General features: G+C 67.1%; 17 protein-coding genes. 10 read left to right on the top strand and 7 right to left on the bottom strand.

Annotation, left to right across the window (positions count from 1 at the left end; translation table 11 throughout):
- Positions 1-124 precede the first annotated feature (124 nt).
- The 6 genes from RAMLITH_RS04935 to RAMLITH_RS04910 all read left to right on the top strand — a co-directional run bounded on the left by RAMLITH_RS04935 (position 125) and on the right by RAMLITH_RS04910 (position 6,989).
- Positions 125-901, top strand: coding sequence for an enoyl-CoA hydratase (locus RAMLITH_RS04935; RefSeq protein WP_168106169.1), 777 nt, complete (start codon positions 125-127; stop codon positions 899-901).
- A gap of 176 nt (positions 902-1,077) precedes the next feature.
- Positions 1,078-2,127 (top strand): ABC transporter substrate-binding protein, encoded by a 1,050-nt coding sequence (locus tag RAMLITH_RS04930; protein WP_168106168.1) that lies wholly within the window; start codon positions 1,078-1,080, stop codon positions 2,125-2,127.
- Between the two features lie 17 nt (positions 2,128-2,144).
- Positions 2,145-3,890, top strand: a complete 1,746-nt coding sequence (locus RAMLITH_RS04925) for an ABC transporter permease (protein ID WP_168106167.1) — start codon at positions 2,145-2,147, stop codon at positions 3,888-3,890.
- Complete coding sequence (locus RAMLITH_RS04920) at positions 3,887-4,957, top strand: ABC transporter ATP-binding protein (protein WP_168106166.1); 1,071 nt, start codon at positions 3,887-3,889, stop codon at positions 4,955-4,957. The genes RAMLITH_RS04925 and RAMLITH_RS04920 overlap by 4 nt, the downstream gene beginning before the upstream one ends.
- A gap of 11 nt (positions 4,958-4,968) precedes the next feature.
- The gene (locus tag RAMLITH_RS04915) at positions 4,969-6,198 is read left to right on the top strand and encodes a CaiB/BaiF CoA transferase family protein (RefSeq protein WP_168106165.1); all 1,230 of its coding nucleotides are present in this window, start codon (positions 4,969-4,971) and stop codon (positions 6,196-6,198) included.
- The gene (locus RAMLITH_RS04910) at positions 6,195-6,989 is read left to right on the top strand and encodes an enoyl-CoA hydratase (RefSeq protein ID WP_168106164.1); all 795 of its coding nucleotides are present in this window, start codon (positions 6,195-6,197) and stop codon (positions 6,987-6,989) included. Before RAMLITH_RS04915 ends, RAMLITH_RS04910 begins: the two co-directional genes overlap by 4 nt.
- A gap of 477 nt (positions 6,990-7,466) precedes the next feature.
- Here the strand turns inward: RAMLITH_RS04910 and rpoD are convergent, their stop codons facing one another.
- A complete protein-coding gene (gene rpoD / locus RAMLITH_RS04905; RefSeq protein ID WP_168106163.1) occupies positions 7,467-9,836 on the bottom strand; it encodes an RNA polymerase sigma factor RpoD in 2,370 nt (789 codons plus the stop codon).
- 242 nt (positions 9,837-10,078) lie between these two features.
- Positions 10,079-11,944, bottom strand: a complete 1,866-nt coding sequence (gene dnaG / locus RAMLITH_RS04900; RefSeq protein ID WP_168106162.1) for a DNA primase — start codon at positions 11,942-11,944, stop codon at positions 10,079-10,081.
- A 99-nt stretch (positions 11,945-12,043) separates the two neighbouring features.
- Here dnaG and RAMLITH_RS04895 point away from each other — a divergent pair, with 99 nt between their 5' ends.
- Positions 12,044-13,690 carry an acyl-CoA synthetase gene (locus tag RAMLITH_RS04895; protein WP_168106161.1) on the top strand — a complete coding sequence of 549 codons (1,647 nt, stop codon included), beginning with the start codon at positions 12,044-12,046 and terminating at the stop codon, positions 13,688-13,690.
- Positions 13,691-13,693: 3 nt separating this feature from the next.
- On the opposite strand, the gene RAMLITH_RS04890 is transcribed toward RAMLITH_RS04895, so the two are convergent.
- Positions 13,694-14,677: a tripartite tricarboxylate transporter substrate binding protein gene (locus tag RAMLITH_RS04890; protein WP_168106160.1), complete on the bottom strand. Its 984-nt coding sequence runs from the start codon at positions 14,675-14,677 to the stop codon at positions 13,694-13,696.
- A 172-nt stretch (positions 14,678-14,849) separates the two neighbouring features.
- On the opposite strand from RAMLITH_RS04890, the gene RAMLITH_RS04885 reads away from it, so the two are divergent.
- The gene (locus tag RAMLITH_RS04885; protein WP_238344053.1) at positions 14,850-15,788 is read left to right on the top strand and encodes a YihY/virulence factor BrkB family protein; all 939 of its coding nucleotides are present in this window, start codon (positions 14,850-14,852) and stop codon (positions 15,786-15,788) included.
- Here RAMLITH_RS04885 and RAMLITH_RS04880 read toward each other — a convergent pair.
- The 4 genes from RAMLITH_RS04880 to RAMLITH_RS04865 form a co-directional block, all read right to left on the bottom strand.
- Positions 15,737-17,518, bottom strand: coding sequence for a gamma-glutamyltransferase family protein (locus RAMLITH_RS04880; RefSeq protein ID WP_168106158.1), 1,782 nt, complete (start codon positions 17,516-17,518; stop codon positions 15,737-15,739). The genes RAMLITH_RS04885 and RAMLITH_RS04880 overlap by 52 nt on opposite strands.
- Positions 17,519-17,553: 35 nt before the next feature.
- A complete protein-coding gene (locus RAMLITH_RS04875) occupies positions 17,554-18,312 on the bottom strand; it encodes a 3-hydroxyacyl-CoA dehydrogenase (protein ID WP_168106469.1) in 759 nt (252 codons plus the stop codon).
- 147 nt (positions 18,313-18,459) lie between these two features.
- A complete protein-coding gene (locus RAMLITH_RS04870; RefSeq protein WP_181017743.1) occupies positions 18,460-19,503 on the bottom strand; it encodes an extracellular solute-binding protein in 1,044 nt (347 codons plus the stop codon).
- A 316-nt stretch (positions 19,504-19,819) separates the two neighbouring features.
- Positions 19,820-20,371, bottom strand: coding sequence for a phasin family protein (locus RAMLITH_RS04865; protein ID WP_168106157.1), 552 nt, complete (start codon positions 20,369-20,371; stop codon positions 19,820-19,822).
- Positions 20,372-20,557: 186 nt separating this feature from the next.
- Between RAMLITH_RS04865 and RAMLITH_RS04860 the strand changes: the two genes are divergently transcribed.
- A complete protein-coding gene (locus RAMLITH_RS04860) occupies positions 20,558-21,508 on the top strand; it encodes a histone deacetylase family protein (protein ID WP_168106156.1) in 951 nt (316 codons plus the stop codon).
- Complete coding sequence (locus RAMLITH_RS04855) at positions 21,505-21,951, top strand: acyl-CoA thioesterase (protein ID WP_168106155.1); 447 nt, start codon at positions 21,505-21,507, stop codon at positions 21,949-21,951. The genes RAMLITH_RS04860 and RAMLITH_RS04855 overlap by 4 nt, the downstream gene beginning before the upstream one ends.
- Positions 21,952-21,955: the final 4 nt, after the last annotated feature.

Genomic DNA, 21,955 nt, shown 5'->3' with positions numbered 1-21,955 from the left:
CTGGTTCCTCGAAAGTGGCATGCGCGCGCGGCGCGCCCTCGCATGGTAAGACGCAGGGCCGGCGGCGCAAGTCGCACAGGCGGCACGGCGATCTGGTTCAATGCGGAATCCAAAGGAGGCATGAGTGGCTGAAATCCTGATCCGACGCGACGGCGCCATCGGCACCGTCGTCATCTCCAACCTGGAGAAGCACAACGCGATGACCATGGACATGTGGCGCGACCTGCCGGCCCGCATCGCCGAGCTCGATGCCGATCCGGCGATCGTCGCGATCGTGCTGACCGGCGACGGCGAGCAGGCGTTCGTCTCGGGCGCGGACATCTCGCAGTTCGAGAGCGAGCGCGGCGACCGGCAGGCGCAGGCGCGCTACGGCGACATCGTCGACGCCGCGTACCTGGCGCCGGTGCGCGCCAGCAAGCCGGTGATCGCCAAGATCCGCGGCATCTGCATGGGCGGCGGGCTGGGCCTCGCGGCCGCCTGCGACATCCGGCTGTGCTCGCTCGACGCGCGCTTTCGCATGCCGGCCGGCCGGCTGGGCCTGGGCTACAAGCCCGAAGGCGTGAACCGTTTCGTTTCGCTCATCGGCGTGCAAAACACCTATGACATCTTCTTCTCGGCCCGCGTGTTCGGCGCCGGTGACGCCTTGCGCATGGGATTCGTGAGCCAGGCCGTCGCCGCCGACGATCTCGACGACGCCGTGCGGCACCTGGCCGGCGCGATCGCGGAGAACGCGCCCCTGACGCTCAAGGCCGTGAAGCTCACCGTCAACGCCTTCCTCGGCACCGAGAGCGATTCGGCCCGCGCGCTCGCCGCGGTGGACGCCTGCAACGCGAGCCAGGACTACCGCGAAGGCGTACGCGCCTTCGGCGAGAAGCGCAAGCCGGTCTTTCGCGGCCGATAGCGCTCGCGCTGCGTTTACTTTCGGTTGCCCCGGGCCTAGAGGAAACTGCCTATTTGATTCCGCTGCGATCCTCCTACAGTGGCTGACTCCCGCTGCACCCGCTTCACCGCGCTGCAGCGACGCCGGGCCAGTCGGGACGGCGTACTACAAGCGTCGTCATCAACAAGGAGACAAGCATGCATCGTCGAGTGGCAAACAAGTTCCTGGCCGGCCTGGCCGCCGCGGTGGCCCTGGCTGCCGGTCCGGCGGCGGCGCAGATGGCGCCCTGGGAAAAGGAGCTGTACGAGGCGGCCAAGAAGGAAAAGCCGGTCACCGTCTACACGGCGCACTACAACACCGAGGAAGCGCAGAACCTGTGCAACGGGTTCGAGAAGAAGTACCCGGGCCTCAAGTGCAACTTCGTGCGCACGACGGCGCAGGTGGCGTTCCAGCGGTTCCAGCAGGACGTGCAGGCCAACGCGCCGGTCGCGTCGGTCTTCAGCAGCACGGACGTGAGCCACTATCCGGCGCTCAAGAGCAAGGGCCTGCTGATGGAGTACAAGCCCAAGAGCCTGGCGCAGATGGTCGATTCCCTCAAGCCGTACAACGACAAGGACGGCTTCTACCACGTCACCGCCGCGGCCCTGATGCTGATCACCTACAACAGCAGCCTGGTCGCCGAGAAGGACGCCCCGAAGAACTGGCCGGACCTGCTGGACGCCAGGTGGAAAGGCAAGGTCTCCATCGGCCACCCCGCGTTCAGCGGCTACGTGGGCACCTGGGTGGTGCTGATGCAGAAACTCTATGGCTGGGATTACTTCACCAAGCTGGAGAAGAACCAGCCGCAGATCGGCCGTTCGGTCAATGACACCGTGACGATGCTCAACTCCAAGGAACGCTGGGTCGCGGCGGGCCCGGAAGCGACGACGCTGCTGAGCAAGGACAAGGGCAACCCGCTGGCCGTCGTCTATCCGACCGACGGCGCGCTGCTGATGGTCTCGCCCAGCGGCATCCCGAAGAACGCACCGTCGCCCAACGCCGGCAAGCTGTACGTCGAGTACCTGCTGAGCAAGGAAGCCGGCGAGATCCAGACCAAGGCTCATTCGCTGGCGGTGGTGAAAGGTGTCGCACCCGCCCCGGGCGCCAAGCCGCTGGAGCAGATCAAGGTGACCCGGCCGACCGAAGAGGAGATCACCAAGGGCATCCCCGAGGTGAAGGAGAAGTTCCGCGACACGTTCGGCGTCTGACGGGCGATCCACCCTTCATGGCATACGCGAAATGGGCCCTGCCCAAGGCAGGGGCGCTGTCCGGCCTGGACCAGCGCTGGAGACACCTGGACAAGTCAGTCTGGGTATGGATGCTGGCGATCGTCGTGCTGGCGTTCCTGGTGATCAACCCGCTGCTGCGGCTCTTCGTCGTCAGCTTCCAGGACGCGACCGGCGCATTTACCCTGGCCAACTATGCGGCGGCGTACGGCCGGGTGCGCCACCTGGAGGCGCTCGGCAACTCGCTGGTGCTGGGACTCGGCGCCGGCGTGATGTGCCTGTTGTTCGGCCTTCCCATGGCGTGGGCGCTGTCGCGCACGGACATGCCGTTCAAGCCGCTGATCTGGATCTCGATCCTGGGCACGTTCATCATCCCGCCGTACCTCGGCGCGGTGGGCTGGATCCTGCTGGCCGGCCCCAATGCCGGCTGGTTGAACCGGGTTTTCGTCGAGTTGTTCGGCAGCGATGGCGGCCCGTTCAACATCTACTCGATGCCCGGGCTGATCCTGGTCGTGGCGTGCTACAGCTTCCCGTACGTGTTCGTGCTCACGAAGTCGGCGCTGGACCTCATCTCGTCGGAGATGGAGGACGCGGCGAACATCCTCGGCGCGAGCAACATGCGTACGACGCTGACGATCACCATGCCGCTGGTGATGCCGGCCATCCTCGGCGCGTTCATCCTGGTGTTCCTGGAGGCGATTGCCCTGTTCGGCTCGCCCGCCTTGCTGGCGCTGCCCGGGCGCTTCCATGTCGTCACGACGCAGCTGTGGCAGTTCTTCGAGTTTCCGCCGAAGGTCGGCGTTGCCGCGGCGTATGCGATGCCGCTGCTGATCATCACGATCGTGCTGTTCTGGGTGCAGCGCCGCATCACCAGCCGCAAGGGCTACGTGGCGCTCACCGGCAAGGGCGGCGAGCGCCGGCCGATGCCGCTCGGCCCCTGGAAGTGGCTGGTGCTGGCCTACTGCCTGTTCGTGGTCACGCTGTCGTTCTTCATGCCGTTGGTGGTGATCTGCCAGGCCGCGTTCGCCAAGGCCTGGGGCCGGGGCTTCTCGCTCGACAACCTGACCTTCGACAACATCTACCGCACGGTCTTCGACAATGACCTCACGCGGGTGGCGACCTGGCACACCTTTGTGTATGCCGGCGCGGCGTCGCTGATCGCGATCGCGCTGGCGCTGTGCATCGCGTACATCGTGAACCGCAACCTGGTGAACCGGCACGTCGGCTCGGTGCTGGGTTTCCTCACGATGGCGCCGTTCGTGGTGCCCGGGATCGTGCTGGCCATCGGCTTCTATGCCGCCTACACGAATCCGCCGCTGCTGCTGTACGGCACGGCCTGGATCCTGATCCTGGCCTTCACCACGCGCTTCCTGCCGATCGCCTTCGTCAACGCGAGCTCGGCCATCCGCAGCATCAACCCGGAACTCGAGGACGCGGTGCGCATCCTCGGCGGCTCGCGCCGGCGCGCCATCTTCGACGTCGTCGCGCCGCTGCTCAAACGCAGCCTGGCCGGCGCCTTCATCCTGGTGTTCATCCCGGCCACCCGCGAGCTGAGCACCGCGATCTTCCTGTATTCGATCAACACCCAGGTGCTGTCGGTGCTGCTGTTCGACAAGAGCGACGAAGGCAACTTCGAATCGCTGGCGGCGATCGGGCTGCTGCTGGTCGTGATCACCGTCGCCCTGATCCTGCTCGGCTTCCGGCTCATGGGGCGGGACTTCATGCTGAGGAGAACAGTCGCATGAGCAAGCTGGTGCTCAGAAACATCACCAAGTCGTTCGGCAGCTACACCGCCGTCGACAACCTGAATCTCACCTTGCACGAAGGGGAACTCGTATCGCTGCTCGGCTCGTCCGGCTGCGGCAAGACGACGACGCTGCGCATGATCGCCGGCTTCATGACGCCGACCGAAGGCACGATCGAGCTGGACGGCCAGGTGATCTCGTCGCCGCAATCGAGCCTGCCGCCGGAGAAGCGGCAGATGTCGATGATCTTCCAGAGCTACGCGATCTGGCCCAACATGACCGTGGAGGAAAACGTCGCGTACGGCCTGAAGCTGCGCAGGATTTCGGCGGACGAGGCGAAGCGCCGTGTCAGCCAGATGCTGGACGTCGTGCAGCTCGGGCCGTTGCGCGACCGCTATCCCGCGGAGTTGAGCGGCGGCCAGCAGCAGCGGGTCGCACTCGCGCGCTCCATGGTGGTCAAGCCGGCCATCCTGTTGCTGGACGAGCCGCTGTCGAACCTCGACGCCAACCTGCGCGAGGAGATGCGCTTCGAGATCCGGCGGCTGCACGACGAATTCAAGATGACCATGGTCTACGTGACGCACGATCAGGCCGAAGCCATGGTCACGTCGGATCGCATCGCCGTGATGAACAAGGGCAGGATCGAGCAGATCGATGCGCCGTTCGAGCTGTATCGGCGGCCGAAGACGAAGTTCGTCGCCGGCTTCATAGGCCGCACCAATTTCCTCACCGGGCGCAGCGGCGGTGACGATGTCGATTTCGGGGGCTTTCGCATCCCCGTGCGCGAGCTCGCGCCCGGCGCCAGCCTGCCCGCTGAAGTGCAGGTCTCGATCCGGCCGCAGAGCATCCACCTGCGCCGCGACCGGCCGGCGGCCTCGCCGCAGTTCTGCTGCGTGGAAGGCAGCGTGCAGCGGCGCGCCTACCTCGGCGAATCGTGGGACTACCACATCACCGTGCCGCAGTCGGCCGAGCCGATCCGAGTCACGGCGCGGCCCAACGAGGTCTTCGACGTCGGCCAGCGCATCTATGCTGAAATCGACACCTCCCAGATCACCCTCGTCAGCTGAGCACCATCCGTATGCCACTTCCTCTTGAAGGCGTGAGGGTCCTCGACCTCACCAACGTCATGGCCGGTCCCTACTGCAGCATGGTGCTGGGCGACATGGGCGCCGAGGTCATCAAGGTCGAGAGCTTCGACGGCGACACGTCGCGCCGGTTCGAGCCGCAGGTGGGCGGCGAGTCCTACTGCTTCGCAGTGCTGAACCGCAACAAGCGCAGCATCGCCGTCGACATGAAGAACCCGCGCGGTAAGGCGCTCGTCATGCAGCTGGCCGCGAAGGCCGACATCATGATGGAGAACTTCCGTCCCGGCGTCGTGAAGAAGCTGGGACTGGACTACGACAGCATGAAGCAGCACAACCCGGGGCTGATCTACGCGTCGATGTCGGGCTTCGGCCAGACCGGCCCGTACGGCAGGAAGGGCGGCTTCGACATCATCGCGCAAGGCATGTCGGGCATCATGATGATGACCGGCTACCCGGGCGGGCGGCCGGCGAAGGTCGGCATCGCCATGAACGACATCGCCAGCGGCGTGACGGCGCTGTACGGGATCCTCGGCGCGTACATCGGGCGCCTGCGCCACGGCAGCGGCCAGTACCTGGAGACGTCGCTGCTCGAGGCGGGGCTGGCGTGGAGCATCTGGGAGTTCGGCGCGTACTTCGGCGGCGGCGAGCTGCCCACGGCGACCGGCACGCGCCATCGCCGCTCCGCGCCGTACCAGGCCTACCGGTCGCAGGACGGCTACGTCACGGTGGGGGCGGGTAGCGAGAAGCTGTGGCGAGCCTTCGCGACGCAGGTCTGCAACAAGCCGGAATGGCTGGCAGACCCGCGCTTCAACGATCCCAACATCCGTGTCAAGAATGCCGACGCGCTGGAGGTCGAACTCGAGAAGGTGCTGACGACGCAGCCGACGGCCTACTGGGTGGAGAAGATGGATGCCGCGGGCGTCCCCGGCGGGCCCGTCTACGGCTACGACCAGATCATGAAGGACCCGCACATCAAGGCGCGCCACATGGTGGTCGACATCGACCATCCGAAGATCGGGCCGATGAAGACCCTGGGCCTGCCGATCAAGTCGACCGGCGCGCTGACCCAGATCCGGCAGCCCGCTCCGTGGCTGGGCCAGCACACCGAGGAGGTGTTGCGCGAGATCGGCTATGCGGACGGGGACGTGCGCGAGATGTTCGCGGCCGGCGTCGTCTACGACAGTGCGCGTTCCGGGGCGCCGGCAACGACGGAGCAGGAATGAAGTTGCTCACGGACAAGATGATCGCGGAGAAGGACGGCGCGATCGGCTGGATCACCTTCAACAACCCGGCGCGCCACAACGCCGTGTCGATGTCGATGTGGCAAGGCCTGTTCGAGATCGTGCAGGACTATGCCGGCGACCCGGACATCCGCGTGATCGTGGTCAAGGGCGCCGGCGGGAAGGCGTTCGTCTCGGGCGCCGATATCTCGGAGTTCGAGGAGAAGCGTTCGTCGCCCGAGACGACCCGGCTGTATAACGAGACCGGCCAGAAGGCCACGCTGGCGTTGAAGCACGTGAACAAGCCGACGATCGCGATGATCCGCGGCTATTGCGTGGGCGGCGGCGTGTCGATCGCGCTGGCGTGCGACATGCGCATCGCGGCGGAGGGCTCCAGCTTCGCCGTGCCGGCCGCCAAGCTTGGCCTGGGCTACGAACTGGAAGGCGTGCGCAAGCTGGTGGACGTCGTCGGCCCGGCGTTCGCCCGCGAGATCTTCTACACGGCGCGCCAGTTCACGGGCCAGGAGGCGCTGGCCATGGGGCTGGTGAACCGGCTCGTGCCCGCCGACTGGCTCGAGTCGTACGTGCGCGACTACGCGGCCTCGATCGCCGCCAACGCACCGCTCACCGTCGCCTCGATCAAGACGCTGGTAGAGCAGGCGCTGAAGGACGAATCGCAGCGCGACCCCAAGCTGTGCCAGGACGTCGTCGACCGCTGCTTCAACAGTGCCGACTACGTCGAAGGCCGGCAGGCGTTCATGGAAAAGCGCAAGCCGAAGTTCACCGGGCGGTAGTCGTTCCTCCCTCCGCCCGCGTGCGGGGCCATGCGTAGGAGGTCAGACTGCGCGTGTACCTCACACCGCGTCAGGCGGTGTCCGGCGTGGCCTCATGGTTCCGCGGTTCGCACCGGCGCACAACTCACTGCGCGCTCGCAAGCGAGCGCTCCGTTCAAGCAAAGTGCGCCGAGCATGAGACGAAGGCCGCAAGACCGCTCGGCGCCGGCGCTGCACAAAATCGGCCCCACCGGACACCGCCTGTCGCGGCGAAGCGATGCCCCGCCTCTCCGAGAGCAGATCCGTCTCGTTGAAGCCGCGTGCGGGCGGTTCGCTGCGCGCCTTCGCCGTCTTGCGAGCGAGCTCGCGAGCTCGCATTCCGGACCGCGCGGAGCAACGCGCAGGGCGGTCCCTCAATGACAAAAGCCGGATTCACTCCGGCCTTTGTCATCTGATCAGATCACTCGAAAAACACGCGGTGTTTTTCGAGTGAATAACTTACAGCGTGTCGATGAACGACCGCAGCTTGTCCGACCGGCTGGGGTGCTTCAGCTTGCGCAGCGCCTTGGCCTCGATCTGGCGGATCCGCTCGCGGGTGACGTCGAACTGCTTGCCGACTTCCTCCAGCGTGTGGTCGGTGCTCATCTCGATGCCGAAGCGCATGCGCAGCACCTTGGCTTCGCGCGGCGTCAGCGAGTCGAGGATGTCCTTGACCACGTCGCGCAGGCCGGCCTGCATCGCGGCCTCGATCGGCGCGGTGTTGGCCTGGTCCTCGATGAAGTCGCCCAGGTGCGAATCGTCGTCGTCGCCGATCGGCGTTTCCATGGAGATCGGCTCCTTGGCGATCTTCATGATCTTGCGGATCTTGTCCTCCGGGATCTCCATCTTGGCCGCCAGGATGCCGGCGTCCGGCTCGAAGCCGAACTCCTGCAGGTGCTGGCGCGAGATGCGGTTCATCTTGTTGATGGTCTCGATCATGTGCACCGGGATCCGGATCGTGCGGGCCTGGTCGGCGATCGAACGGGTGATCGCCTGGCGGATCCACCAGGTGGCGTAGGTCGAGAACTTGTAGCCGCGGCGATATTCGAACTTGTCCACCGCCTTCATCAGGCCGATGTTGCCTTCCTGGATCAGGTCCAGGAACTGCAGACCGCGGTTGGTGTACTTCTTGGCGATCGAGATCACGAGGCGCAGGTTGGCCTCGATCATCTCCTTCTTCGCCTCGCGCGACGACGCCTCGCCCTCGTTCATGCGCTTGTTGATGTCCTTCAGCTGCGTGAGCGGCACCACGACGCGCGACTGGATGTCCATCAGCTTCTGCTGCAGTTCCTGGATCGGCGGGATGTTGCGGGCCATCACGGTGGACCACGGCTTGCCGGCGGTCGCCTGCTTCTCCACCCACTTCAGGTTCAGCAGGTTGGGCGGGAAGTCCTTGACGAAGATCTCCTGCGGCATGCCGCACTTGTCGACGATGATGCGGCGCAGCTCGCGCTCCTTCTTGCGCACGTCGTCGACCTGGCTGCGCACCATGTCGCACAGCTTCTCGATGGTCTTGGCCGTGAAGCGGATGGTCATCAGCTCCTCGGACAGCTGGTGCTGGGCCTTCACGTAGGCCGGGGTGCCGTAGCCTTCCTTGTCGTAGACCTTGTGCACCTTCTCGAACAGCTCCTGGATGCGGGCGAAGCGTTCGAGGGCCTGGGTCTTGAGCTCTTCCAGCTTCTTGGTCAGCGCCTTCGAGCCGCCGTTGCCGTCGTCGTCGTCGTCGGCATCGAACTCGTCGAAGTCCTCCTCCGCCACGTAGTCGTCGGCCTCGTTCGGATTGGAGAAGCCGTCCACGACGGTGGAGATGACGATCTTGCCGTCGCGGATCTCGCCGGCCAGGCGCAGGATCTCGGCGATCGTCGCCGGCGACGCGGAGATCGCCTCCATCATCGCCTGCAGGCCGCCTTCGATGCGCTTGGCGATCTCGATCTCGCCTTCGCGCGTCAGCAGTTCCACGGTGCCCATCTCGCGCATGTACATGCGCACCGGGTCCGTGGTGCGGCCGAACTCGCTGTCGACGGTGGACAGGGCGGCCTCGGCTTCCTCTTCGGCTTCCTCCTCGGTGGCCGCCGTGGGGCCGGTGTTGGTCAGCAGCAGGGTCTCGGCATCGGGGGTCTGCTCGTACACCGCCACGCCCATGTCGTTGAGCATGGAGACGACGACTTCCAGCGTCTCGGCGTCCACCAGCTTCTCGGGCAGGTGGTCGGTGATCTCGGCGTGCGTCAGGTACCCGCGGGTCTTGCCCAGCTTGATCAGCGTCTTCAGGCGCTGACGGCGCTTGAGCATTTCCTCTTCGGTGAGGATCGCCTCGTCCAGCCCGAATTCCTTCATCAAGGCCCGTTCCTTGGCCTTGCTGATCTTCATGCGCAGCGGCTTGACCTTCTCGGTGGTGGCGGCTTCCGCCACCGGCTCGGCGTCGAGCTCTTCCTCGATGTCGGACAGGTCGAGGTCGTCGGCCGCCTTGCTCTCGGTCGAGGCCTTGGGCTTGCGGCCGCGCTTGGCGCCGGTCTTGGGGGCGTCACCCGCGTCGGCGACCTGCGCCTTCGGCGGCCGGCCGGGCTTTTTCTTGACCACTTCCTCGGCGGCGGCCTTCACGGGCTTCTTGGCTTCGTCCTTGGCGGCGGCTTTCTCGGAGGGCTTGGCAGGTGACTTGGTGGCGGGCACTGGCTTGACTTTCGTTGCGGACTTCTGGGCCTCGCCGGCCGGCCTGGAGGCGCTCTTGACGACCTTCAGCTTCGGTTTGGCGGGGGCGGGACGTTTGATCGTTTTCTTGGCGGCGGGTTTCGCGGCGGGTTTGAGGAGCTTTGCGGACTTTGAAGCGGGCATGAATCGATACCTCGGGACTCTTCAGGAACACATCAAGCGCCACGGACCCGGCGCGGGTGGAACGAGCACGCACGCGCGGAGGCCGCGCGTCATGCTGTTTTGCCCGGGCAAGATGGGAGGGCGAACATTTGGTGTGCAGTCCTTGCGGAAAGGTCGGCCGGTCGGGAGCTGATGTCCGCCATTGGCCAGGGTCCGGAGGTGCTGCTGTCGCTCTTGCCGCCAGCAAACCCTACATTATATCTTCAACCGGCTTTTTCAAGAGCCTGTTGCTTCTTCAGGGCAAACTGGCGGCGGATGAGTTGTTCTTCCCGGATCGCCCTGTCCGGATCGGTGGGCGGCAGCGCCTGGACCCGCTTGAGCTCCTGGTCGAGGACATCCAGTTGCAGTTTCAGCAGGGCCGTCCGCAGGTCGGCCGTGGTGAATCCGGGGTCTTCCACCACCCGGCCCGACGGCTGGAGCTTGTCGAGTTCGATCACCCGCCGCGCAGCCGCCTCGAACGGCTGGCCCTGCATTCCCACCGAGAGCGCCGCCAGCGGCTGCGGCCCGTGCTCGTGGGCCTGGTGGTCGAGCCAGCGGAAAAGTTCACCGAAGTCGCCTTCCAGCCCGCACAGCAGGTCGTGCTCGGCGTGGCTGAGCACTTCCCACAACCGCGCATCGGCCAGGAGCATCCGCGCGATGTTGCTGGCGCTGGCCTCCAGCGGCGGCCGCACCCCGCTGCGGGGGCGGCGCGCCGGCGCCTCGCCGCCGGAGCGCCAGCCGCCCGGGCCGTCGCGCCCGGAGCGCGGCCCTCGGGCAGGTGCGGCCCCGGGGCGCTTGCCGGTCCACAGGCCTTCCAGCTCGCGCAGGTCGATCTGCACCAGGTCGGCGATCTCGCCCAGCAGCTGGCGGCGCAACGCGCCTTCCGGCAACTGCGTCCACAGCGGCTTGGCGTTGGCCGCAAGATGGGCGCGGCCCTCGGCCGTGGCCAGGTCGCAGCCCTCGCGGGCGGCCAGGACCAGGAACTGGGACAGCGGCGTGGCTTCGCCCACGAACCGGGAGAAGGCCTCGCGTCCGAATTCGCGGATGTAGCTGTCCGGATCGTGTTCGGCGGGCAGGAACAGGAACTTCACGCTGCGCACGTCGGTCGCGAAGGGCAGGGCCACTTCCAGCGCCTTGCGCGCGGCCCGGCGCCCCGCCTCGTCGCCATCGAAGCTGAACACCACGGCGTCGGTGAAGCGGAACAGCTTCTGGACGTGATCGGGCGTGCACGCGGTGCCCAACGTCGCCACCGCGTTGGGGAATCCCAGCTGTGCCAGGGCCACCACGTCCATGTAGCCCTCGGTGACCAGGACGTAGCCGTGCTCGCGCAGCGCGTTTCGGGCTTCGAACAGCCCATAGAGCTCGCGGCCCTTGCTGAAGACCGGTGTTTCGGGGGAATTGAGGTACTTGGGCGTCCCGTCGCCGATCACCCGCCCGCCAAAGCCGATGCACTCGCCCTTGACGTTGCGGATCGGGAACATGATCCGGTCGCGGAAGCGGTCGTAGCGCTTGTCCTCGTCCTCGTTGACGATGACCAGGCCGCTCTCGGCCAGCAGCGGATCGTCGTACTGCGGGAAGACGCTGGCCAGCGTGCGCCAGCCTTCAGGCGCGTAGCCGAGACCGAACTGGCGGGCGATCTCGCCGGACAGGCCGCGACCCTTGAGGTACTCGACGGCCCGGGGCGACGCCTTCAGGTGCTTGCGCCAGGCCGCGCCGGCCTTTTCCAGCACCTCGTTCAAGGTGGCCTGCCGTTGTTTCTGCTCCGCCGCCCGGGCCCGGTCCTGCGGCGAGGTGTCGTCGTCGGGCACCTGCATCCCGTACTGCTGCGCGAGGTCCTTCACGGCCTCCGGAAAGCTCATCCCGGCATGCTCCATCAGGAAGCCGATGGCGTTGCCGTTCTTGCCGCAGCCGAAGCAGTGGAAGAACTGCTTGGTCGGGCTCACCGAGAAGGACGGGCTCTTCTCGCCGTGGAACGGGCACAGCCCCATGTAATTGGCGCCGCCTTTCTTGAGCGGCACGTAGCGCCCGACGATTTCCACCACGTCGGCGCGCGCGAGCAGCTCCTGGAGAAACGACTGGGGAATGGCCATCGGAGTGCGTATTCTTGCTCAGTCGGCGGCCGGCGCGCCAAACGAGGTAACCTCCGCGGCACGCCGCCCGTCGGCCACCAGCATCCCCGGGAGAACACCATGCCGTCCATCTTCGACCAGGACCTGCCGCGCAACGCGGCGAACTTCGCGCCGCTGTCGCCGCTTTCCTTCATCGAGCGCACCGCCGAGATCTATCCGCGCCGCCTGGCCGTCGTGCACGGGGGCCTGCGCCGCACCTGGGGCGAGTTGTACGACCGCTGCCGCCAGCTGGCGAGCGCGTTGGCGCGCCATGGCATCGGCAAGGGCGACACGGTGGCCGTGATGCTGCCCAACACGCCGCCGATGGTGGAGGCCCACTTCGGCATCCCGATGGCCGGTGCCGTGCTCAACGCGCTGAACACCAGGCTCGATCCCGCGGCCATCGCCTTCATGCTCGACCACGGCGAGGCCAAGGCGGTGATCGTGGATCCGGAGTTCGCGGGCACCATGGCCAAGGCGCTCGAACTGCGCGAGCGGCGCACCCCCTTGCTGGTGATCGACGTCGACGACGAGCTCTACACGGGCCCGGTGCAGCGCATCGGTTCGGTGCGCTACGACGAATTCGTCGCTGGCGGCGATCCTTCGTTCGGCTGGCGGATGCCCGACGACGAATGGGATGCGATCGCCCTGAACTACACCAGCGGCACCACCGGCAATCCGAAGGGCGTCGTCTACCACCACCGTGGCGCGGCGACGAACGCGATTTCCAACATCCTCGAGTGGGACATGCCCAAGCACCCGGTCTACATGTGGACCTTGCCGATGTTCCATTGCAACGGCTGGTGCTTCCCGTGGACGCTGGCGGCGCGCGCCGGTGTGAACGTGTGCCTGCGCAAGGTGGAGGCCGCGGCGATGGTGGAGGCGATCAAGACCCATGGCGTCACGCATTACTGCGGCGCGCCGATCGTGCACGGCCTGCTGGTCAACGCGAGCGAGGAACTCAAGCGCGGCCTGCCCACGGGGGTCAAGGCCATGGTGGCGGGCGCCGCCCCGCCGGCATCGATGATCGAAGGCATGGAGCGCCTGGGCTTCGACCTGACGCACGTGTACGGCCTGACCGAGGTCTACGGCCCGGCGACGGTGTGCCCCAAGCACGGCGAATGGAACGAAGCCGACATCGGCGAGCGGGCGCGGCTCAACGCGCGGCAAGGCGTGCGCTACCACCTGCAGCAGGGAGCGCGGGTACTCGACCCGCAAACCATGGAGCCGGTGCCCTGGGACGGCGAAACCATGGGCGAGATCATGTTCCGCGGCAACATCGTCATGAAGGGCTACCTGAAGAATGCCAAGGCGACCGGCGAGGCGTTCGCCGGCGGCTGGTTCCATACCGGCGACCTGGCGGTGCAATACCCCGACGGCTACATGAAGATCAAGGACCGCAGCAAGGACATCATCATCTCGGGCGGCGAGAACATCTCGTCGATCGAGGTAGAGGACGTGCTGTACCGGCACCCGGCGGTGCTGGCCGCCGCGGTGGTCGCCAAGCCGGACGCGCGCTGGGGCGAGACGCCGTGTGCCTTCGTCGAGCTGAAAGCCGGGGCCCAGGTGAGCGCGCAGGACATCGTGGCGCACTGCAAGAAGCACCTGGCCGGCTTCAAGGTGCCGCGGGCGGTGGTCTTCGGCGAGCTGCCGAAGACCTCCACCGGCAAGATCCAGAAGTTCGAGCTGCGCAAGCAGGCCGGCTCGGCCTCCGCCATCGACGTGTAACGCTCAGGTCTTCAGCGCCAGCCCCAGCTTCTCGATGATGTCCTTTTCCTTGGCGTACTGCTCGCGGATGTACTTCGTGTAGTCCTCGGTGTTCATGTAGATCACGTTCTGGTCGTACTTCTCGAACGTGGCGAGCACCGCCGGATCCTCCAGCGTCTTCTTGAAGGCGTCGTGCAGCTTCCTCACGACGGCCGGGTCCATGCCCTTGGGCCCGCCGATGCCGAACGGCGAATCGGCCAGCGTCTGGTAGCCGAGTTCGTGCAGCGTCGGCACGTTGGGCCAGCGCTTGGTGCGCTTGGCGCCGTAGGTGGCCAGCAGGCGCATCGTCCCGGCGTCCACGTGCGAAGCCCAACCGGTGGAGTCGCTGTGCGACATCACGTGGCCGCCCAGCAGCGACTGCATGCCTTCCGCCACGCCCTTGAACGGGACGTGCTGCAGCTTGATGCCGGCCTTGAACGCGAATTCCTCGACCGCCAGGTGCGGAGTGGTGCCCTGGCCAGGCGAGCCGAACGTGAGCTTGCCGGGATTGGCCTTCGCATAGTCGACGTAGTCCTTCACCGTCTTGATCGGCGAGTCGGCCCGCACCACCAGCCCGAAGGTGTAGCCGGTCATGCACAGGATGTAGGTGAAGTCCTTGAGCGGGTCGAACTGCATCTTCTGCATGTGCGGCAGCCGCGCCACGCCGATGGTCAGTTGCGACAAGGTGTAGCCGTCCGGCTGGGCCTTCACCAGCTCGTTCGGGCCGAGCATGCCGCTCGCCCCGGCCTTGTTCTCGACGATCATCTGCTGGCCCAGCACCTTGCCGGCGCTCTCGGCGATGGAACGCATGACGGCGTCGGTGGAGCCGCCCGCCGGCCAGGGGCAGATCAGCTTGACCGGCTTGGCCGGGTAGGCGCCCTGGGCGAAGCCCGGCAGGGCAATGGCCGCCGACGATGCGGCGGCCGCCTGGACGAAGCGGCGGCGGCTGAATTGTGAGCTCTGGTTCATGTTGTCTCCATGGATGTGACGGCGGTGGCGGAGCCGCTGCCGGCGGGTCAGGCCCGAATCTATGGCAGATCGGCTCTTCGCAGCGTCAGGGAAATCCGGGGGGCTGCAGTGCGGAACTGGGCCCCGACCGCACCCGGGCCACGCGGCGTCGACGCATACTCGGGCGATGGCCATGCTCACCGATGCTGCGGCCCATGTCATGGCGCACCCGGCCGAGTTCCTGGGACGGGTGCTCAAGGGATTCGCCGCGAACCAGGGCCTTCTGCTGGCGGGTGCCGTCGCGTACTACGCGCTGCTGTCCGTGGTGCCGCTCCTGATCCTCAGCGTGATCGCGCTGTCGCACGTCATCGACCAGGGCGAGTTGCTGGAGACGCTCGCGATCTACCTGGAATGGCTGATGCCGGGCCAGTCCGGCGCGATCGTCGAGGAGCTCGCTTCGTTCCTGGAACACCGCGACGTGCTGGGCTGGGTTCTCCTGGCGACGATGCTGTTCTTCAGCTCGCTCGCCTTCACGGTGCTGGAAAAGGCGATGTCGGTGATCTTCCTGCACCGGGTGGTCGTGCGGCGGCGCCATTTCCTGGTCTCGGCGCTGCTGCCGTACTGCTACATCCTGTGCCTCGGTTTCGGGCTGCTGATCGTCACCGTGGTCGCCGGCAGCCTCCAGGCCATGGGGCAGGAGAGCTTCCGCCTGCTGGGTCGCGAATGGTCGCTCAGGGGCCTGTCCGGCCTGCTGCTGTACCTGCTCGGACTGACCGGCGAGATCTTCGTACTCACCTCGGTCTACATGGTGATGCCGGTCGGACGCCTGTCGTGGCGCCACGCGCTCATCGGCGGGGTCACGGCGGCCCTGCTGTGGGAAGTGACCCGCCACGTGCTCGTGTGGTACTTCGGCACCTTGTCGCAGGTGAACGTGGTGTACGGCTCGCTCACGACGGCGATCGTCGTGCTGCTGACCCTGGAGATCGCGGCCGGGCTGCTGCTGCTGGGCGCGCAGGTGATCTCCGAGTACGAACGGATCGAACGGTCCGAAGGCGCGGCGCGGTTCGCCCGCGCGCCTGCTCAGTCGCCGACGACGACGCCTTCGCGTCGCGGGTCGGCGCCGCCGAAATAGCCGTCCGGCCTCTTCTGGATCACGTGCAGCCCGCTCGTCATGGGCTGCTCGCGCACCTCGGCGCCGCGCTCGCGCAGCGCGTCGACCGTCGATCGTGGAAAGCGGCGTTCCTCCAGCAGGCTGGGGCCGTTCAGCGACCCGAAGTTCGGCAGGTCGGCCGCCCGCTGCGCGTTGAGCCCCCAGTGCAGGACGCCGTACAGGGCCTTGGCGGTGTAATGGACGATCAGCGCGCCGCCGGGGCTGCCACCGCTCAGGACCAGTTCGCCGCTGGCCTTGTCGAACACCAGCGTGGGCGCCATCGAGGAGCGGGGTCGCTTGCCCGGCTGCACGCGGTTGGCGACCGGCCTGCCATCGGCGTCGGCGGGGACGAAGCTGAAATCAGTCAGCTGGTTGTTCAACAGGAAGCCATGCACCATCAGGCGCGAGCCGAACTGGGCCTCGATGGTCGTGGTCATTGCCAGCGAGTTGCCATGCGCATCGGCGATGCTGATGTGGGACGTGCCGTATTCCGGCTGCTGCGCAGACGGCGCGAACCGGGCGTGCGCGCCGGCCGGCGTGCCGGGCCTGGCCACCTTCATGCTCGACTTGCCGATCAGCTGCGCACGCTGCCTCAGGTACTGCGGCTCGAGCAGGCTCTCCCACCGTCCGGCCGGCGGTGCGACGAAATCCGGGTCAGCCACGTACTGCGCCCGGTCGGCGAACGCCAGCCGCGACGCCTCCAGGTACAGGTGCAGCCAGTCGGCGCCCGGCAGTCCCTCGTCGAGCGGCAGTGCCTGGGCGCGCACGGCGTCCAGGATGCCGAGGATCTGGCCGACGGCGATGGCCCCGGAACCGGGGGGCGGGAAACCGCAGACTCGATAGTCCCTGCCGCGGGCCCGGTGCTCGTGGCAGATGGGCGGGCGCTTCTTCGGCTGGTAGCCGGCCAGGTCGGCCAGCGTCATGCGGCCGGGGTTGGCCGGATGCTCGCGCACCTTGGCGACGATCGCCCGCGCGATGTCGCCCTCGTGCAGCGCCTTCGATCCTTCGGCGGCGAGGCGGCGCAGCACGGCCGCCAGCTGCGGATTGCGCAACGTCGTTCCGGCCGGGCGCGGGCCGCCGTGCCACTGGTAGAAGTAGGCTCGTGCGGCGGGGTCGCGCTTCAGGTGCGGATCGGCCGCCAGCAGCGCGTGCAGGCGTGGGCTGATCGGGAAGCCCCGCTCGGCCAGCTCGATGGCGGGTTCGAAGAGGCGGGCCCACGGCAACCTGCCGTGCTGCCGGTGCGCCATTTCCAGCATGCGCACGACACCCGGCACGCCGACCGCACGGCCGCCGACGACGGCATGGTCGAACGGCAAGGGCTTGCCACCGCGGTTGAGGAATAGCTTTTCGTCGGCGCCGACCGGCGCGGTCTCGCGACCGTCGAAAGCCTCCACGGTGTGGCCGTCATGGTGCAGCAGGAACGCGCCGCCGCCGATGCCGCTGGACTGCGGCTCCACGAGCGTCAGCACCATCTGCACCGCGATGGCGGCATCGACCGCGGAGCCGCCCGCTTTCAGCATCCGCGAGCCGGCGTCGGCCGCGAGCGGATTGGCCGCGGCCACCGCGAACTTCCGCGTCGACCAGCCGGGCTTGGCCTCGAATCTCGACGCGGCTTCTGGCTGCGCATCCGGCGCGCGTCCGGGAACGGGCGGCGCCGTGGCGCAGCCGCCCAGCAGCAGCACCGCCGCGAGCAGGGCCCACGCGCGAATCATCCGCCGCAAGGCAGGGTGCTGCCGACTGCCCGCACTCAGCGCGGCGCGAGGCGGATCGCCCCGTCGAGGCGGATCACTTCCCCGTTGAGCATGTCGTTCTCGAAGATGTGCTTGGCCAGCTTCGCGTAGTCCTCGGGCGTGCCCAGGCGGGAAGGGAAGGGGACGCTGGCGGCGAGCGAATCCTGCACTTCCTTGGGCATGCCGAACAACATGGGCGTGCCGAAGATGCCGGGGGCGATCGTCATGTTGCGGATGCCGTTGCGCGCCAGGTCGCGCGCGATCGGCAGCGTCATGCCGACCACGCCGCCCTTGCTGGCGCTGTACGCCGCCTGGCCGATCTGGCCGTCGTAAGCCGCGACGGAAGCGGTGGAGATCAGGCAGCCGCGCTCGCCTGTCGGCTCCGGCTCGTTCTTGCACATGGCCTCGGCCGCCAGCCGGATCATGTTGAAGCTGCCGATCAGGTTGACCGTGATGGTCTTGGTGTAGACGGCCAGCGAATGCGCGCCGTTCTTGCCCACGGTCTTCTCTGCGGGCGCGATGCCGGCGCAGTTCACCAGGCCCATCAGCTTGCCCATGGCCACCGCCTTGGCGACCACGGCCTGGCCGTCCGCTTCCTGGCTGACGTCGCACTTCACGAACGTGCCGCCGATGTCCTTCGCCACGGCTTCGCCTTTTTCCGCCTGCATGTCGGCGATGACGACCTTGCCGCCGGCGGCGGCGAGCATGCGCGCCGTTCCTTCGCCCAGTCCGGAGGCGCCGCCCGTGACGATGAATACCTTGCCCTTGATCTCCATATCCCGCTCCTGGTGAGTGACGTTGACGTTCACGTCAATTATGGCCCATCAAAAAGCCCGCTCGAGGCGGGCCTGGGCGTTCATCGGCGCGGCGCCGGCCGGTCGCGGGAGTCGGCGCGCGCCGGCCGGGCCTTGCCGCGGGTCGGCTTACTTGAAGCCGACGCGGTCCAGCATCTGCTGCACCTTCACCTGGTTGGCGCCCACCGCGGCGAGCGGCACGGTCTCGGCCTTGAAGTCGCCGCCGCCGCTCAGCGCCTGCAGCGCCGCGTTGTTCACCTTCACACCCTTGGCGGTGGGCCACTCGTTGTTGCCGTTGGCGAAGTAGTTCTGGGCTTCGGGACTGGCGAGGTACTCCAGGAATTTCACGGCGTTCGCCTCGTGCTTGGCGTTCTTCGCGACGGCCCCGCCGGCGATGTTCACGTGCGTGCCCCAGGAGGACTGGTTCGGGAACACGATGCCAACGCGCTCCATCAGCGCCTTGTCTTCCGCCTTGTCAGAGCGCAGCAGGCGGGCGATGTAATAGCTGTTGCTCACCGCGACCTGGCATTCACCGGCGCCCACGGCCTTGATCTGGTCGGTGTCGCCGCCCTTGGGCGCGCGCGCCATGTTGGCGACCAGTCCCTTGAGCCAGGCCTCGGCCTTCTGCTCGCCCAGGTGCTCGGTCACCGCGCCGAACAGCGACAGGTTGTACGGATGCGAGCCGGAGCGGATGCACAGCTTGCCCTTGTTCTTCGGGTCGGCCAGCTCTTCGTAGGTATCGACGTCCGCGCTCTGGACCTTCTGCTTGTCGTACACGACGACGCGGGCGCGGGTCGAGAAGCCGAACCACGAGGTCCCTTCGGCCGTCGACTTCGAGCGGTACTGGGCGGGAATCGCGTCGTCGAGCACCTTCGATTTCACGGGCTTGAACAGGCCGTCCTGTTCGCCTTTCACGAGCCGCGCCGCGTCGACCAGGAGGATCACGTCCGCCGGGGAGGCGGTGCCCTCGGCCTTCAGGCGGGCCAGGATCCCCGCGTCGTCGGCGTCGACCCGGTTGATCCGGATGCCAGTCGCCTTGGTGAAGTTGGCGTACAGCGCCTCGTCGGTGGAGTAGTGCCGCGCCGAGTACAGATTCAGCACCTGTTCCTGCGCGCTGGCGCCCGCGGCCAGGGTCAGCAGGACGGCGGCGATGGTGGTGGTCTTGTTGATCATCGGAATGCTCGTGGAGGTTGCGGATGGCTCAGATGATAATGCCAAACGCGAATCATTCGCATTACTTTCTTGTTGATCCAGGTCAACGAGTCCATCCCTGACGTCGCTGGGCTCCCTCGCCCCGTGGGACGACCATAAAAAAACCCCGATCTTTCGATCGGGGTTGAAGGATCCCTGAACCTGTTGAGGTGTCGAAAGGACCCGAGGAGACAACCTGAAGAACTCCCGCTCAGTCACGCACAAGAGTCTCTTGATAGACGCGTGGCGGCGGCGCGAGTTCCGTATGCTCAGTACCTGGGGACTGGCCCCAGTGGTTTCAAGAGGTGCGCTTCTTGGCCGAACCGCCCTTGGCGGCGTTCACGGCCTGGTTGGCGACGGCGTTGAAGTTCGCCTCGGCGACTTCGGACGCCTGCTTCACGGCCTTCTGCACGCTCTCCATCGCGTTGGTGCCTGCGGCGATCGCACTCTTCAGCACGGCCACGGCCGTCTCGCTGCCGGCGGGGGCGTTCCTGGAAGCGCTGTCGACCACGGCCAGGAACTTGCGCTGGGCTTCCGCCGCCTGCTCCTCGAACGTGCGGCTGAACTCGGCGCTGGTGCCGGTGGCGATGTCGTAGACGTGCCGGCTGTACGCGGCCGTCTTCTCGGCCAGCGGCTGGAACATGGCAGTCTGCAGGGCCAGCAGTTCCTGCGGGTCCTTCACGGCCAGCAGGGCCTGGGTCGAACCGGCGACTTCGGCCAGCGCGGCCTTCGAGGCGGTGACGTTCAGCTCGACCAGCTTTTCCACGCCTTCGAAGGCTTTGCCGGTGAGGCCGAAGAGGGTGTCGAGGGTGGCTTTTTGCGAGGCCAGGACTTGTTCGGTGGTCAGCATGACGATTCTCCAGAGGATGAGGGGGCAGGAACCTGCGCCGAACCCTTGGCCGAGCCAGTAATGGTGCAGTGCAGCATGAACGAATTATAAGGACGTCCGGAACGTTTGCAAGGGTTTTTTGGTGCAGTGCAGCAAATATTTTGCGGTCGAGCTGGAAGAAGCCCCTGGTTGCGACAATCCGGGTCCATGCAGGTCTTCTACGCAACGCAGTTCGTGCTGCCACTGCCGACCGGGCACCGCTTCCCGATGGCGAAGTACCAGTTGCTGCGCGACCGCCTCCCGGCCGAGGTCGAGGGAATCCAGCTCAGGCAGGCCGAGCCGGCCTCGATCGGCGAACTCGCACTCGCACACCAGCCGGCTTACATCCAGGCAATCTGCACCGGCGCCATCGCGGCCCCGGCGATGCGCGAGATCGGCTTTCCGTGGAGCGAAGCGATGGTCGATCGCGCCAGGCGGTCGGTCGGCGCCACGATCGCCGCCGCGCGCGTGGCGCTGCGCGAAGGGGTGGCCGCGAACATCGCGGGCGGCACGCACCACGCGTCCAGCGACAAGGGCAGCGGCTTCTGCGTCTTCAACGATGCTGCCGTGGCAGCGCGGCTGATGCAGGCCGAACGGGGCAGGGCGCCGGCTCCACCCGGGCCCGGCGGCGGCGAGCCGCTGAGGGTCGTGGTGATCGACCTCGACGTGCACCAGGGCAACGGCACGGCTGCCATCTTTCGGGGTGACGACTCCGTCTTCACGCTGTCGATGCACGGCGCACGCAACTTCCCGTTTCGCAAGCAGGCCGGCGATCTGGACGTCGACCTGCCGGACGGCTGCGGTGACGGCGAGTACCTGCAGGCGCTGGAGTCGGCACTGGCCCGGCTCGAACGGCGCTTCGCGCCCGGGCTGGTCATCTACCTGGCCGGGGCCGACCCGCACGAGGGCGACCGGCTCGGGCGGCTGGAGCTCAGTTTCGGCGGACTGCAGGCGCGCGACCGCCTGGTCTTCGACTGGGCGTGGCAGCGCCGCGTGCCCTTGGCCCTGTGCATGGCCGGCGGCTACGGAGTGCGGATCGAGGACACCGTGCAGGTCCAGGTGAACACCTTCGCAATCGCCAGCGAGTACTGGTGCCGCTGGCAGAATCTCCGCCCATGACGCCCGCTCCTGCCGCGAAACCGCAACCCGCCGCGCGCGGCGACTACCGCGCATTCCGCACGATCACCACGCGCTGGATGGACAACGATGCGTACGGCCACGTGAACAACGTCGTCTACTACAGCTGGTTCGACACCGTGGTCAATGCCTGCCTGATCGAGCAGGGCGCGCTCGACGTGCAGCAGGGACAGACCATCGGACTGGTGGTGGAGACCCACTGCAATTACTTCGCCCCACTGGAGTTTCCGCAGACCGTCGAAGGCGGCCTGCGCGTGGCTTCGATCGGCACGTCCAGCGTCCGCTACGAGGTGGGGTTGTTCGGGCAGGGCCAGCCGCTCACCGCCGCGCGCGGCCACTTCGTGCACGTCTACGTCGATCGCGAGACACGACGGCCGGTGCCGCTGCCGGGCAAGCTCCTGGCGGTGCTCGAGACGCTGCGCTGAGGGG

Source organism: Ramlibacter lithotrophicus (assembly GCF_012184415.1).
In the GTDB taxonomy this organism is placed as follows: Bacteria; Pseudomonadota; Gammaproteobacteria; order Burkholderiales; family Burkholderiaceae_C; genus Ramlibacter; species Ramlibacter lithotrophicus.
The sequence above is the reverse complement of the archived record's forward strand: the minus strand, read 5'-3'. Positions and strand labels throughout refer to the sequence as shown.

Coding starts and splice junctions, on each gene's coding strand:
- RAMLITH_RS04880 (WP_168106158.1), bottom strand. CDS start 17,518: ATGATTCGCGCGTGGGCCCTGCTCGCGGCGGTGCTGCTGCTGGGCGGC.
- RAMLITH_RS04890 (WP_168106160.1), bottom strand. CDS start 14,677: ATGAACCAGAGCTCACAATTCAGCCGCCGCCGCTTCGTCCAGGCGGCC.
- RAMLITH_RS04930 (WP_168106168.1), top strand. CDS start 1,078: ATGCATCGTCGAGTGGCAAACAAGTTCCTGGCCGGCCTGGCCGCCGCG.
- dnaG (WP_168106162.1), bottom strand. CDS start 11,944: ATGGCCATTCCCCAGTCGTTTCTCCAGGAGCTGCTCGCGCGCGCCGAC.
- RAMLITH_RS04910 (WP_168106164.1), top strand. CDS start 6,195: ATGAAGTTGCTCACGGACAAGATGATCGCGGAGAAGGACGGCGCGATC.
- RAMLITH_RS04915 (WP_168106165.1), top strand. CDS start 4,969: ATGCCACTTCCTCTTGAAGGCGTGAGGGTCCTCGACCTCACCAACGTC.
- RAMLITH_RS04895 (WP_168106161.1), top strand. CDS start 12,044: ATGCCGTCCATCTTCGACCAGGACCTGCCGCGCAACGCGGCGAACTTC.
- RAMLITH_RS04920 (WP_168106166.1), top strand. CDS start 3,887: ATGAGCAAGCTGGTGCTCAGAAACATCACCAAGTCGTTCGGCAGCTAC.
- RAMLITH_RS04925 (WP_168106167.1), top strand. CDS start 2,145: ATGGCATACGCGAAATGGGCCCTGCCCAAGGCAGGGGCGCTGTCCGGC.
- RAMLITH_RS04865 (WP_168106157.1), bottom strand. CDS start 20,371: ATGCTGACCACCGAACAAGTCCTGGCCTCGCAAAAAGCCACCCTCGAC.
- RAMLITH_RS04870 (WP_181017743.1), bottom strand. CDS start 19,503: ATGATCAACAAGACCACCACCATCGCCGCCGTCCTGCTGACCCTGGCC.
- RAMLITH_RS04860 (WP_168106156.1), top strand. CDS start 20,558: ATGCAGGTCTTCTACGCAACGCAGTTCGTGCTGCCACTGCCGACCGGG.
- RAMLITH_RS04885 (WP_238344053.1), top strand. CDS start 14,850: ATGCTCACCGATGCTGCGGCCCATGTCATGGCGCACCCGGCCGAGTTC.
- RAMLITH_RS04855 (WP_168106155.1), top strand. CDS start 21,505: ATGACGCCCGCTCCTGCCGCGAAACCGCAACCCGCCGCGCGCGGCGAC.
- RAMLITH_RS04875 (WP_168106469.1), bottom strand. CDS start 18,312: ATGGAGATCAAGGGCAAGGTATTCATCGTCACGGGCGGCGCCTCCGGA.
- rpoD (WP_168106163.1), bottom strand. CDS start 9,836: ATGCCCGCTTCAAAGTCCGCAAAGCTCCTCAAACCCGCCGCGAAACCC.